The 14472-nt window shown below is 40.8% G+C and carries 12 protein-coding genes; 11 read left to right on the top strand and 1 reads right to left on the bottom strand.

Annotation, left to right across the window (positions count from 1 at the left end; all coding sequences use genetic code 11):
• Nucleotides 1-19 precede the first annotated feature (19 nt).
• On the bottom strand, nt 20-1732 hold the full coding sequence (locus LAV82_RS02950; protein ID WP_499715645.1) for an Rqc2 family fibronectin-binding protein: 1713 nt from the start codon (nt 1730-1732) through the stop codon (nt 20-22).
• A 141-nt stretch (nt 1733-1873) separates the two neighbouring features.
• Between LAV82_RS02950 and LAV82_RS02945 the strand changes: the two genes are divergently transcribed.
• The 11 genes from LAV82_RS02945 (at nt 1874) to rlmN (ending at nt 14469) form a co-directional block, all read left to right on the top strand.
• Nucleotides 1874-4552, top strand: a complete 2679-nt coding sequence (locus LAV82_RS02945; protein WP_499715644.1) for a cation-translocating P-type ATPase — start codon at nt 1874-1876, stop codon at nt 4550-4552.
• 153 nt (nt 4553-4705) lie between these two features.
• Complete coding sequence (locus tag LAV82_RS02940; protein WP_029320527.1) at nt 4706-5581, top strand: YicC/YloC family endoribonuclease; 876 nt, start codon at nt 4706-4708, stop codon at nt 5579-5581.
• Nucleotides 5582-5627: 46 nt separating this feature from the next.
• Nucleotides 5628-5888, top strand: a complete 261-nt coding sequence (locus LAV82_RS02935) for a DUF370 domain-containing protein (protein ID WP_013084831.1) — start codon at nt 5628-5630, stop codon at nt 5886-5888.
• A gap of 13 nt (nt 5889-5901) precedes the next feature.
• Nucleotides 5902-6516 carry a guanylate kinase gene (gene gmk, locus LAV82_RS02930; protein WP_013058927.1) on the top strand — a complete coding sequence of 205 codons (615 nt, stop codon included), beginning with the start codon at nt 5902-5904 and terminating at the stop codon, nt 6514-6516.
• A gap of 2 nt (nt 6517-6518) precedes the next feature.
• Nucleotides 6519-6740: a DNA-directed RNA polymerase subunit omega gene (rpoZ, locus tag LAV82_RS02925; protein WP_013058926.1), complete on the top strand. Its 222-nt coding sequence runs from the start codon at nt 6519-6521 to the stop codon at nt 6738-6740.
• Nucleotides 6741-6920: 180 nt separating this feature from the next.
• The gene (coaBC, locus tag LAV82_RS02920; RefSeq protein ID WP_013058925.1) at nt 6921-8138 is read left to right on the top strand and encodes a bifunctional phosphopantothenoylcysteine decarboxylase/phosphopantothenate--cysteine ligase CoaBC; all 1218 of its coding nucleotides are present in this window, start codon (nt 6921-6923) and stop codon (nt 8136-8138) included.
• On the top strand, nt 8135-10549 hold the full coding sequence (priA, locus tag LAV82_RS02915; protein WP_499715643.1) for a primosomal protein N': 2415 nt from the start codon (nt 8135-8137) through the stop codon (nt 10547-10549). The genes coaBC and priA overlap by 4 nt, the downstream gene beginning before the upstream one ends.
• 70 nt (nt 10550-10619) lie before the next feature.
• Entirely contained in the window at nt 10620-11093 is a 474-nt protein-coding gene (def, locus tag LAV82_RS02910; protein WP_013084828.1) for a peptide deformylase, read from the top strand.
• Nucleotides 11094-11103: 10 nt separating this feature from the next.
• Nucleotides 11104-12042, top strand: coding sequence for a methionyl-tRNA formyltransferase (fmt, locus tag LAV82_RS02905; RefSeq protein ID WP_013058922.1), 939 nt, complete (start codon nt 11104-11106; stop codon nt 12040-12042).
• Nucleotides 12035-13375 (top strand): 16S rRNA (cytosine(967)-C(5))-methyltransferase RsmB, encoded by a 1341-nt coding sequence (gene rsmB, locus LAV82_RS02900; protein ID WP_499715642.1) that lies wholly within the window; start codon nt 12035-12037, stop codon nt 13373-13375. Before fmt ends, rsmB begins: the two co-directional genes overlap by 8 nt.
• A 2-nt stretch (nt 13376-13377) precedes the next feature.
• Nucleotides 13378-14469, top strand: coding sequence for a dual-specificity RNA methyltransferase RlmN (gene rlmN / locus LAV82_RS02895; protein WP_013058920.1), 1092 nt, complete (start codon nt 13378-13380; stop codon nt 14467-14469).
• Nucleotides 14470-14472: the final 3 nt, after the last annotated feature.

Below are 14472 nucleotides of genomic sequence, written 5' to 3'. Positions count from 1 at the left end.
ATAGAGAAAGGGGGTTTTATTATGACTGACGCAGCTTCAGTACAAGTTCTTCGCTAGGCGTTACGTACACCGTTTGCTGGTTATCGTACGTCACAAAACCAGGCTTGGCACCACTTGGTTTTTTTACGTGGCGAATTTTTGTATAGTCCACGGGTACTGAACTTGAATTCTTGGCTTTACTAAAGTAAGCAGCAAGATGAGCCGCTTCTAAAATTGTTTCTTCTGAAGGCTCTTGGCTGCGGATAACAACGTGAGAACCCGGTATATCTTTTGTATGAAACCAAACGTCATCACGAGCAGCAAGGCGATTTGTTAAATACTCATTTTGCTTATTGTTTTTTCCAACTAAAATCTTCGTGCCGTCGCTTGAAACGTATTGTTCAAGTGTAGGCGTGGTGTTTTTTTGTTTTTTCGCTTGTTTTTGCTGACGGTTGCGCAAATATCCTTCTTCCACAAGCTCTTCACGAATCTCTGCAATGTCTTTGTGAGTAGCAGTATCCATTTGCTGAATAAGTGATTCAAAATACTGTACTTCTTCGTTTGCTTTTTCAATTTGTTCGATTACAATCGAAACGGAATTTTTCGCTTTTTGATACTTTGTGAAATAGCTTTGAGCATTTTGAGACGGTGATTTTTGCGGATCTAATGAAATCGTAAGTGTACCGCTATTTTCATCATAATAATTAATAACATCCACTTTCGCATCTCCTTTTTTGACAAGGTGTAAATTTGCGGTAAGGAGTTCACCGGCTAGCTGATAATCAGATGCTTTTTCTGCATTTTGCAGCGTTTGCTCAAGTTTTTTTATTTTTTTCTCATTTTTCTTTTTCTCGGTAGAAATAAACTGTACTAAGTCATGCGCTTGCTGCTTTACACGATCTCGCTCTGCTTTCCCGTAGTAATAGCGGTCAAGAAGCTCGCTGATGGTTGCATACGTTTTTTTCGTACCCTCTAAATGCGTTAATTCCAGTAAATAAAAGTAGTCTTTTTGATTAACGGTTGTCAGAGTTGGTGTAAACTGACCTTCTTTGATCAGCGTCATCGTTTCGACGAATGATTTTGGGAGGGTAGAACGATTCGCTAAGCCAGAGCGAAACACCACTTCATTTGCAATTAAAGGAGAAAGCCCCGAGAAGGTCTGCACTAGCTGGGTGGCTAACTTTCCGCTATTAAAATCAATTTTTTTAACCACGGTTTCTTCATCCGCTTCAAATGGATGAAGCTTATCTTGACTAGGAGGCAGTACGTAAGGTGCTCCAGGTAGAAGCGTACGGTGCCTGTTCAAGGCCATTGGAACGTGTTTAATGCTGTCGATAATCGTTTGTTTTTCTTTATCTACAAGCACAACATTACTATGTCTTCCCATGATTTCAATAATAAGCTGCTTGTACGTCACGTCGCCAATTTCATTTCGTCCTTTTGTTTCAATGACTAAAATGCGGTCTAATCCAAGCTGATATACTTGTTCAATAATGCTTCCTTCTAAATGTTTGCGAAGAAGCATACAAAACATAGGAGGCTCAGATGGATTTTCATAAGGCTCATTTGTAAAATGAACGCGTGAATAGTTAGGGTGAGCTGAGATTAAAAGTTTGCGGTTTTCACCTTTAGCGCGTACTTGTAAAATCAACTCGTTTGGAAACGGCTGATATATTTTTGAAATTCGTCCTGAAACCAAGGTCTCAGATAATTCTTGTAAAATGCCATATGTAAAAATACCATCAAATGACATAGTGCTCACATCCTTAAGTAATTGAAAATTGTCCTATAGAAAAGTATAGCATTTTTTAGGACGAGTCTGAATAAGCATACGATATAAGATTGTAACAATCTAATAGGTGCATTTACAAATAAAAGGGTGTGAAAAGATGCAATGAAATGGTATGAATTAGGTGAAAAAGCAATAGTAGAAGTAACAAAAACAGACAGACAGCATGGTCTTACACACAAAGAAGTAAAAGCACGTCAGCAGCAGCAAGGATTTAATGAATTGACTGAAGGAGAGAAAAAACCGGCCATTCTTGTGTTTGTAGAGCAGTTTAAAGATTTTATGGTGCTGGTTTTACTAGCTGCTACGCTTATTTCAGGTCTTTTAGGCGAATACATCGATGCGATTGCTATTATTGCCATTGTAGTAATTAATGGATTTCTAGGTTTTTTTCAAGAAAGAAAAGCAGAGAAATCTCTTCATGCATTAAAAGAGCTTTCTGCTCCTCAAGTAGCAGCTATGCGTGAAGGGAAATGGGTTAAGTTGCCATCTAAAGAGCTGGTAGTAGGAGACATTGTAAAGTTTTCGAGCGGAGACCGCATCGGGGCTGACCTTCGGATTATGGAAGCCAAAAGTCTAGAAATTGAAGAATCAGCGCTTACGGGAGAGTCTTTGCCAGTTGCCAAGCAAATAAAAGCTTTGCCAGGAGATGAAGTGCCGCTTGGAGATCAGGACAATATGGCTTTTATGGGTACGCTTGTGACGCGAGGAAGCGGAACAGGTATCGTTGTAGGGATTGGAATGAAAACAGCGATGGGGCAAATTGCTGATTTGCTTCAAAATGCTGAAGTCATGATTACCCCTCTTCAACGGAAGTTAGAGCAATTAGGTAAAATTTTAATCGTTGTAGCGCTTGCACTTACTGTATTAGTGGTCGGGATTGGCGTGCTGCAAGGCCATGATTTATATAGTATGTTCTTAGCGGGAGTTTCCTTAGCTGTTGCTGCCATACCCGAAGGTCTTCCTGCCATCGTAACCGTGGCGCTATCTCTTGGTGTACAGCGCATGATTAAGCAAAGATCCATTGTTCGCAAACTTCCTGCTGTTGAAACACTAGGATGCGCGTCAGTCATTTGCTCAGACAAAACGGGCACATTAACGCAAAATAAAATGACAGTTACTCACCTCTGGTCAGGAGGAATGACGTGGAGGGTATCAGGGACAGGGTATGAACCTACGGGCGTATTTTCGCGAGAGGAAAGAGAAGTTGATACACGGAGTGAAAAACCGCTTCAGCAGCTTTTGGTGTTTGGTCTGCTTTGCAATCAAACGTCCATTTCGAGAAAAGATAAAGAATATGTCATCGACGGGGATCCTACTGAAGCGGCTTTGCTTGTTGCCGCAATGAAAGCGGGGCTGACAAAAGAAAACATTCAAAAGCAGTTTACGATTATTGAAGAGTTTCCATTTGATTCAACGCGTAAAATGATGAGTGTAGTCATTGAAGACGCATCTAATAAGCGCTATGTCATAACAAAAGGTGCTCCCGATGTGCTGCTTGTAAACAGCAAAAATATTTTGTGGGAAAGCAGAAAACAAACGCTGTCGGTAACGGTTCATAATGAAGTAAAAGGAGCGATTGATCAGTTAGCTAGCCAAGCGCTTCGAACCATTGCTATTGCTTATCGTCCGTTAGGAGACCATGAGAGCGTTCATACAGAGAACGAAGCGGAAAAAGACCTGACTTTCCTCGGGCTTCAAGGAATGATTGATCCGCCAAGACCAGAAGTCAAGCAAGCGGTCAAAGAATGCCGAGACGCAGGAATCAAAACCGTTATGATTACAGGTGACCACGTCATTACAGCACAGGCGATTGCAAAACAGCTAGGCATTCTACCGAAAAACGGTCAAGTCTTGGAAGGAACGGATTTATCCAAAATGACGCAGGAAGAGCTAGAAGAAGTAGTGGATGATGTTTACGTATATGCCAGGGTATCACCTGAGCATAAGCTTAAAATTGTTAAAGCTCTTCAAGCAAAAGATCACATTGTAGCCATGACGGGTGACGGCGTAAATGATGCACCTGCTATTAAAGCAGCAGACATAGGCATCGCGATGGGCATCACCGGGACAGACGTAGCAAAAGAAGCGTCTTCACTCGTTTTGCTTGATGATAATTTTGCTACTATTAAATCAGCAATCAAAGAAGGACGAAACATCTATGAAAATATTCGAAAGTTTATCCGTTACTTGCTTGCATCAAATGTAGGAGAAATCTTAGTTATGCTCTTTGCGATGATTTTAGCACTTCCGCTTCCGCTAGTGCCCATTCAAATACTATGGGTAAACTTAGTAACAGACGGTTTGCCTGCGATGGCTCTTGGCTTAGACCAGCCAGAAGATAACGTGATGAAGCGCCATCCAAGGCATCCGCGTGAAGGTATCTTTGCAAGAGGGTTAGGGTGGAAAGTAGTCAGCCGCGGATTTTTAATTGGAGCTGCTACACTTGCTGCATTCATGATTGTTTATGACAATGACCCAGATCGGCTGCAGTATGCACAGACGATTGCATTTGCCACACTTGTTATGGCACAGCTTATTCACGTATTTGACTGTCGAAGTGAAAAATCAATCTTTGATCGCAATCCATTTCAGAACTTATATCTTGTAGGAGCCGTTATTTCATCTATTATCCTTATGCTGGTGGCCATCTACTATCCGCCGCTGCAGCCTATTTTTCATACAATGGCCATTGCACCGCGGGAATGGCTCGTTATTTTAGGACTTGCAAGCCTTCCAACTTTTTTACTTGCCGGTTCACTTTTAACAAGAAAACCTTCATAAATTGTGCTATACTTTAATACAGGCTGTCCCAAATGAGAAAACTCATGAAGGCAGCCTTTACAGGTTGAATAAAGAAGAGAGATTTCTTTTTTTTGCTAACACTTTCTTTTATGATACTTTTTATGTAAGATGTACATAGTGGATGTGATGATAATGATAAAAAGTATGACTGGTTTTGGCCGCGGAAAAGCGGAAGTGGAAAATCGATCAGTGACAGTGGAAATGAAGTCTGTTAATCATCGTTTTTGTGAAATTGTTATTCGTATGCCAAGACAATTAATTGAAATTGAAGATAAAATAAAAAAAATCGTTCAAACATACATAAAACGTGGTAGAGTAGAAGTATTTGTTACTATTTCAGGTGAAGAAATGGCAAAAAAGAAACTGCAGACGGATTGGCAGCTGCTTGAGGAATACATGAATGCGTTGCAGCAAGTACAAGAAAAGCATGGGCTGTCACAATCTGTTCAAATTCAAGACATTTTACACATGCCTGAAGTGATGACAACTTATGAAGAAGAAGCTGATCAGACGAGTATTCATGGTGCAATCTTTGAAGCCGTTGACGCTGCTGTGCATCAGTTAGTGGATATGCGGAAACGAGAGGGATCAGAGCTGTATCACGATTTGATGGGGTACTTACAGGACATTCAAGACATTCGCGAAAAAATTACACAGCTTGCTCCTGAAGTAGCTGAACAATATCGCGAGCGTATTAAAAGAAAGCTGAGCGACTATTTAGAAGGTACTTTCGATGAGCAGCGAGTGCTGACTGAAGTAGCTATTTTTGCTGAAAAAGCAGATATTAGCGAAGAACTTACGCGAATTCAAAGTCATGTTTCACAATTTATTCAAGCATTAAATACACCTGATTCAGTAGGACGCAAGCTGGATTTTCTTGTTCAAGAGCTGAATCGTGAAATGAATACAATCGGTGCGAAGGCAAATAATGGTACTATTGCTCAGTATGTTATTAGTATGAAAGCACAATTAGAACGCATAAAAGAGCAGGTTCAAAATATTGAATAGCCTTCGTGTAAGATAAAGATTATATTGGTATAGCAGGAGGCTTCTTATGAGCGGTAAATTAGTGAACGTTGGATTTGGAAATTTTATTTCTTCTAATCGTATAATCTCTGTCGTTCATCCTGAATCAGCTCCAATCAAACGCATTATTCAAGATGCAAAAGATCGAGGCTCTTTAATAGATGCAACGCAAGGACGTAAAACACGATCTGTTATTGTTATGGATAGCGATCATGTTATTTTAGCTCCTGTACAGCCAGAAACTGTGTCACAGCGACTTATAAACAAAGAAGAATTATTAGAAGGGTAGGTCACTTGAACCGATGATTGAAAGAGGTTTATTAATTGTTCTTTCCGGACCATCAGGTGTTGGAAAAGGAACGGTACGAAAAGCATTGTTTGAGCAAGAAGACATTAAATTGCAGTATTCTATCTCTGCAACAACAAGAAAGCCCCGCGAAGGTGAAGTAGACGGTGTTGACTATTTCTTCAAACCACGCGAAGAGTTTGAGCGCATGATTGAAAACAAGAAATTATTAGAGTGGGCTGAATACGTAGGTAACTACTACGGTACCCCGGTTGATTATGTAGAACAAACGTTATCTGAAGGAAAAGACGTATTTCTAGAAATTGAAGTGCAAGGTGCTCTTCAAGTGAAAGAAGCGTTTCCAGAAGGTTTGTTCATCTTCTTGGCACCGCCGAGTTTGTCAGAGCTTAAAAGTCGTATCGTAAACCGCGGTACTGAAACAGAAGATTTAATCAATAACCGTATGCGCGTGGCAAAAGAAGAAATTGAACTTATGGACGCCTACGATTATGTTGTAGAAAATGACAAAGTAGAAAATGCTTGTGCTCGCATCCGTGCTATCGTAACGGCTGAACACTGCCGTCGTGATCGTATTTCTGCGCGCTATAAAAGAATGCTGGAGGTAGAATAAACATGCTTTATCCATCAATTGATTCCCTAATGGAAAAATTAGATTCTAAGTACACGCTTGTGACAGTAGCTGCAAAACGTGCACGTCAATTACAGCTTCACAATGATACGCCGATTGAAAAGCCGGTTTCTTATAAGTTTGTAGGCTGTGCTTTAGAAGAAATTAATGCTGAACAATTAAGCTATAAGCAAGGTGTAGCAGAAGAAGATTCTAAACATCAGTAAGTGAAAAAATAACAACCTACTTTATAGGTTGTTATTTTTTTGGTGCTTTTATCTGTGTTCAAGCAGGATAGTGAATGTCTCACTACAAAAATGGTATAATAATTAAATTGAAAAGCTTTAGATAGTTACCCGAGTAAACAAGCGGATGCTGGTTGAGCGGGATAAATAGATGGGGGCATAATGATGAAGGGAAAACGAATTTTATTATGTGTTAGCGGCGGAATCGCCGTATATAAAGCTGCAGCTTTAACAAGTAAATTAGTACAAGCGGGAGCGGAAGTTAAAGTAATGATGACTGCTTCAGCATGCGAGTTCGTAACGCCGCTTACGTTTCAAGCTCTGTCTCGAAACCCAGTTTATACAGATACGTTTGATGAAAAAGATCCATCTGTGATTGCACATATTGATTTAGCAGATTGGCCTGATTTAATTTTAGTAGCTCCTGCTACGGCAAATATGATAGGGAAAATAGCAAATGGTCTTGCAGATGATATGATTTCCACAACGCTGCTGGCTGCTACTGCACCTGTGTGGATTGCACCTGCAATGAATGTTCATATGTACGATCATCCAGCTGTTAAAAAAAATATGAGCACTCTTTCATCGTTTGGTTACTCTTTTGTAGAACCTGGAGAAGGGTATTTGGCATGCGGTTATGTAGGAAAAGGTCGTCTTGAAGAGCCAGAAACAATTGTTTCACTAATCGGATCTTATTTTTCACAAGCATCACATACACAAAAGATCCTTGAAGGTGTTAATGTATTGGTTACAGCAGGACCTACGGTAGAACGCATTGATCCCGTCCGATTTTTTACCAATCGCTCTACTGGGAAAATGGGCTATGCCCTTGCAGAACAAGCTGCTAAATTAGGCGCATCCGTAACACTTGTAACGGGACCGACGAATTTAGAGTATCCAAAAGGAGTGCAGGTTGTTCAAATTGAAAGTGCACAGCAGATGCTTGAAGCTGTTATGCAGCGTTATCATGAAGCAGATGTTGTCATTAAATCAGCCGCAGTGGCAGATTACCGACCAAAGCATGTGTTTGATCAAAAGATGAAAAAGCAGCCTGGTGAAGCAGTACTAGAGCTAGAGAGAACAACAGATATTTTACGCACGCTTGGAGAGCGAAAAGAACACCAGCTTTTAGTCGGCTTTGCAGCAGAAACAGAACAAGTGGATGAATATGCACAAAAGAAACTTGCATCTAAAAACTTGGATATGATTGTAGCCAATAACGTGACGACAGAAGGAGCAGGTTTTGGGACGGACACAAATATTGTAACGCTCTATAAGCGAAGCGGAGAGTCTAAAGAACTTCCCATTCTTTCAAAACACGATGTAGCTACCGAGGTGTTAAAAGAAGTGAAGGAAATGTTAGAAGGGCTGAAAAAATGAGTGTAGCTAGTGTAATTGTGGACGTGGCTGCTAAGCAAACAGATCGAGCTTTTGACTACGCTATTCCCGACAAATGGAAAGGAATTATTGTTCCGGGTATGCGAGTTGTCGTTCCGTTTGGTCCTAGAAAAGTTCAAGGGTTTGTGGTGGCTCTTAAAGAAGAGGCTGAAGTTAAGCGTGTTAAACCAATCGCTGACCTGCTTGATTTAACGCCGGTTCTGACTCCCGAACTGTTAGAGATTGGGCACTGGCTAACCGAAAAAACGCTTTGTTTTATGATATCGGCTTTTCAAGTTATGCTGCCTGCGGCGATGAAAGCAAAATATGATAAAGAACTGTCACTCCTTTCAAAAGAGGCACACGAACAGCTTCATGAGCAAGTAAAGCCGTTTTTTCAGTCAAGATCCTCGCTGAAGTGGAGTGAAGTAGAAAAAACAGCCGCTGCTCCTGCTTTTCACCGTGATATTCAAAAAGGTCTAATTGAAGTCGTCTACGTCGTTAAAAACAAAGGAAACAAAAAAACGGCAAAAGGCGTAAAACTGAATCAAAGCCTTGAAGAAATTCAGCAGTTTATGAGCGAGTTAAATAAGCAGGCAGAAAAGCAAAAACAAGTGCTGTCTTTTATGCTGAATCGAAATGAAGAAGTAGCTATAAAAGAAATAGCGGAAGATTTGCAGATTACCTCCGCTCCTATAAAAGCGCTGATTAACAAAGGACTCTTAGCGGAAACGGAAATTGAAATATACCGTGATCCTTATCAAGATCGATACTTTACACCATCACAGCCATTTCAATTGACCGATGAACAAGCTGAGGCAATCGCACCGATTCTGCATGACATCGAAGAAAATCTTCACGATGTGTTTTTAATGTACGGAGTAACCGGAAGCGGAAAAACAGAAGTGTATCTCCAATCAATTGATCAAGTGCTAAAAAAAGGGAAAGAAGCGATTATGCTTGTTCCGGAGATTTCACTTACCCCTCAGATGGTCAAGCGTTTTAAAGAGCGATTCGGCTCAAAAGTTGCTGTGCTCCATAGCGGCTTGTCTACTGGAGAAAAATACGATGAATGGCGAAAAATTCAGCGAAAAGAAGTATCCGTTGTAGTAGGGGCCCGCTCTGCTGTATTTGCGCCATTTGAAAATTTGGGCCTTCTTATTATCGATGAAGAACATGAGACGAGTTACAAACAAGAAGAAAACCCTCGTTATCATGCTAGAGATGTAGCCATTTACCGAGGGCAGCATCATCAGTGTCCAGTCATTTTAGGAAGTGCAACCCCAACGCTTGAGTCCTTTGCAAGAGCGCAAAAAGGTGTGTATAAGCTACTGACGTTAAAGCAAAGAATGAATAAGTCATCAATGCCGTCGGTGGATATCGTTGATATGAGAGAAGAGCTTCGCAGCGGCAATCGCTCTATGTTTTCAACTATGCTGTTTGAAAAGATGAAAGACCGTTTGGAAAAAGGGGAGCAAATCATTTTATTTTTAAATAAAAGAGGTCATTCTTCTTTTGTTATGTGCAGAGACTGCGGTTACGTTCCGACATGTGAGCACTGTGAAATTTCACTAACGTATCACCGCTATCAAAATAAATTAAAATGCCATTACTGCGGACACGAAGAACATGTCCACACTGATTGCCCAGAATGCCACAGTGAACATATCCGCTTTTTCGGATCTGGTACACAAAAAGTGGAAGAAGAATTAACAAAAGTGCTGCCCGAGGCTAGGGTCGTTCGAATGGATGTTGATACGACAAGCCGAAAAGGCGCGCATGAAAAGCTCCTGAATAAGTTTGCAAGTGGAGAAGCGCAAATTTTATTAGGGACTCAGATGATTGCGAAAGGACTCGACTTTCCAAACGTCACGCTTGTAGGCGTTTTAACAGCAGATACGATGCTGAATTTACCTGACTTTCGTGCATCTGAAAAAACGTTTCAGCTTTTAACACAAGTAAGCGGAAGAGCAGGACGCCACAAACTTCCAGGAGAAGTAGTGATTCAAACGTACACGCCTGAACACTACAGCATTCAACTTGCGAGTCAGCATGATTACGATGCGTTTTATAAGCAGGAGATGGAAATTCGTAAAATGCATAAATATCCGCCTTTCTTTTACTTGGCGCTTGTAACGGTATCTCATGAAAATATTGCAAAAGTGGTGTCTGTTACAGACAAAATTTCGCAGTATCTGAGTCAGAAACTTTCGCCGCAAACAACGATCTTAGGGCCAGTCGGATCTCCGATTGCTAAGATAAAAGATAGATATCGCTATCAATGCATGTTAAAATACAAGCTGGAACCAAGCCTGATTCCGCTGTTGAAATATATATTAGAACGTTATCAAGCGGAAATGCAGAAGGAGAATTTAACGATCACTATTGATTTGAATCCATACTCGATGATGTAACTAGTCGTCTTGATGGCGTTAAAGAAGAAGCTTTTTGGATATAAATAGAAAGAATAAAGGAGGTGCCTATTTGGCTAAGCTTAAGCTTGTTTACCATCCTAATGAAGTACTTGAACAAGAATGTGAAGTCGTTAAAAACTTTGATAATAAATTAGCGAAATTACTAAACGGCATGTATGATTTAATGCTTGAAGCAGACGGTGTGGGTCTAGCTGCTCCTCAGGTAGGAGTTCTGCAGCAAGTGGCAGTGGTAGACGTGGATGACCGACACGGTAAAATTGAGTTAATTAATCCGGTAATTATTGAGCAACGAGGCGAACAAATCGGTCCAGAAGGCTGCCTAAGTTTTCCGGGCCTTTTTGGTGACGTGGCTCGAGCTGATTATGTGAAAGTACGTGCGCAAAACCGTAAAGGAAAACCTTATTTTATAGAAGCAAAAGGTTTTTTAGCACGAGCAATTCAGCATGAAATTGATCATTTACACGGTGTATTGTTCACGGAAAAAGTAACAAAGTATTACGAAGAGGATGAACTAGAAGGGTAGGTTTTACACGATGAAAGTCGTATTTATGGGAACGCCGGATTTTTCAGTGCCGGTTTTACAAACATTACTTAAAGATGGATATGAAGTGGTCGCAGTGGTTACACAGCCGGACCGACCAAAAGGACGCAAGCGCGTATTAACACCTCCTCCTGTAAAAGTTGAGGCGTTAAAGCATGAAATACCTGTACTGCAGCCAGAAAAGATTCGTTTAGAAGAAGAATATCAGCAAGTGTTAGCGTATGAGCCTGACCTAATTGTAACAGCGGCTTTTGGTCAAATTTTACCAACACCTATTTTAGAAGCGCCTAAATACGGCTGTATTAACGTGCATGCTTCTCTGTTACCTGAACTGCGCGGAGGCGCGCCGATTCATTATTCAATTCTACAAGGTAAGCCGAAAACTGGTGTTACAATTATGTATATGGTAGAAAAATTAGATGCAGGTGATATCTTAACACAGGTAGAAGTTCCGATTGAAGAACGTGATCACGTTGGCACACTTCATGATAAACTCAGCGCTGCTGGTGCAAAATTGCTTTCAGAAACCATTCCTTCTCTTGTAAAAGGTGAAATTACGCCGGTTAAACAAAACGATGACGAAGCGACATTTGCTTCTAACATTAAGCGTGAACAAGAGAAAATTGATTGGGCCCGTACAGGAGAAGAAATTTATAACCATATCCGCGGACTTCACCCTTGGCCCGTTGCTTATACAACAGCAGACGGTCAGGTCATGAAAATTTGGTGGGGAGAGAAAGTATCCGCATCAGGCAAACCGGGTACCGTTTTATCACTTGAAGAGGATGGATTTATAGTAGCAACTGGAAATGAAACAGCTATTAAAGTGACGGAACTTCAGCCGGCTGGAAAAAAACGTATGGATGCAGCGCAGTATTTACGAGGTACATCCGTTGAAGTCGGAACAGTATTAGGGGATGTCAATGAGTAAGTACAACGTTCGAGACATAGCTTTAGATATTTTACTAGCTATTGAAAAAAATCAGGCATTCAGCAATCTATTGTTAAATAACAGCATACAAAAACGGGGTATTCAAGGAAAAGATGCAGGACTGTTAACGGAAATTGTGTATGGAACGATTCAAAGACGTGATACGTTAGATTACGGGTTAGCGCCTTTCTTGAAAAATCCAAAAAAGCTTCAGCCTTGGGTGCGAGTGCTGCTTCGTTTATCTCTTTACCAAATGGTATATTTAGACCGGGTGCCGGACCGGGCAATCCTTCATGAAGCAGTAGAAATTGCCAAAAAACGCGGTCACAAAGGAATTGCCTCAATGGTAAACGGCGTTTTACGAAATATTCAGCGCAGCGGCACGCCTTCTTTAGAAGAAATACAAAGTCCTGTGGAGCGCTTGGCGATTGAAACGAGTCATCCATTGTGGCTTGTAAAACGCTGGGTGGAACAATATGGATTGGACAAAACACGCGGAATCTGTTTAGCTAATTTAATGGCCCCCAAACAAACAATCCGAGTAAACAGTGCACGCTTTACGCAAAATGAAGTAAAAGAAGCGCTTGAAAAAGAAGGGATTGTTGTAGAACCAGGCCATTTTGTAGAAGAAGCGCTAGAAGTTCAAAAAGGAAATGCAGCTCATACACAAGCATTTCGTGAAGGAATGTTTACCGTTCAAGATGAAAGCTCTATGTTAGTGGCTCATGCGCTCGGTGCAGAGGCAGAAGAGCTAATTTTAGATAGCTGTGCTGCACCGGGAGGAAAATCAACTCATATTGCAGAGCAGCTTAAAAACAGTGGTAAAGTTATTTCCTTGGACATTCATGACCATAAAGTAAAGCTGATTGCCCAGCAGGCAGAGCGTCTGCATCTTACCAATATTGAGCCGACGGTTCAAGACAGCCGCAAAGCGGGCGAACAGTTTGATAAAGAAATGTTTGACCGCATCTTAGTAGATGCCCCGTGCTCAGGTTTTGGTGTAATGAGACGAAAACCTGATTTGAAATATACAAAAACTGAGCAAGATGTAAAGCAGCTGGCGCGTATTCAACAAGATATTTTAAATGCGGTTGCGCCTTTATTAAAAAAAGGTGGGACCCTTGTATATAGTACATGTACAATTGACCGAGATGAAAATGGGGATGTTGTAGCAGCATTTTTAACAGATCATGCTGATTTCCAAAAAGATGAAACACTTGCTGCACGGATGCCGCAAAGGCTTAAACAAAACGTAAAACATGGTGAAATTCAATTGCTGCCAGATGCACAAAGCGATGGATTTTATATTGCATGTTTACAGAAGAAGGTGTAAAAATGGAAGAAGTAGCTAAAAGAAAAGCAAAAGCAGAAGAAAAACCGCAAAAACCATCTATTTATTCATTAGAAATGCACGACCTAGAAAATTGGTTAGTAGAACACGGAGATAAGAAGTTCCGTGCTAAACAAATTTTTGACTGGTTATATGTTAAACGCGTAACGGACTTTGACGATATGTCAAACTTATCTAAAGGATTACGTGAACAATTAAAAGACAAATTTGCATTAACGACATTAAAAACAGTTGTTCAGCAAACGTCTGGGGACGGCACGATGAAGTTTTTATTCGAACTCCATGACGGTTATACGATTGAAACAGTGCTTATGCGTCATGAATACGGAAATTCTGTCTGCGTAACGACTCAAGTTGGCTGTCGTATCGGCTGTACGTTCTGTGCGTCTACTCTTGGAGGTTTAAAGCGTAATTTAGAAGCTGGAGAAATCGTAGCGCAAGTAGTAAAAGTACAAAAAGCGCTAGATGAACAAGGAGAACGCGTGAGCTCTGTCGTAATTATGGGTATTGGGGAGCCGTTTGATAACTATGATGAAATGATGCGCTTCTTAAAAACAATTAACAGTGATGATGGATTAAATATTGGTGCACGTCATATCACAGTATCGACAAGTGGAATCATTCCGAAAATCTATAAGTTTGCTGATGAAAAAATGCAAATCAATTTTGCAATTTCACTTCACGCTCCAAACAATGACATCCGCTCACGCTTAATGCCAATTAACCGTGCGTACAAACTTCCTGATTTGATGGAAGCTATTAAATATTATACGGATAAAACGGGAAGACGTATTAGCTTTGAGTATGGTCTATTCGGAGGAGTAAACGATCAAGTAGAGCATGCCGAGGAATTAGCGGATTTGATTAAAGACGTTAAATGTCACGTGAACTTGATTCCGGTAAACTATGTGCCTGAGCGTGATTATGTTCGTACACCGCGTGAACAGATTTTTGCATTTGAACGTACGCTTAAAAAGCGTGGCGTTAACGTGACTATTCGACGTGAGCAAGGTCATGATATCGATGCAGCTTGTGGCCAATTACGTGCGAAGGAGCGTAAAGAAGAGACGAGGTGATTG

It is taken from the genome of Bacillus sp. ILBB4, assembly GCF_035064545.1.
In the GTDB taxonomy this organism is placed as follows: domain Bacteria; phylum Bacillota; class Bacilli; order Bacillales; family Bacillaceae_H; genus Priestia.
The sequence above is the reverse complement of the archived record's forward strand: the minus strand, read 5'-3'. Positions and strand labels throughout refer to the sequence as shown.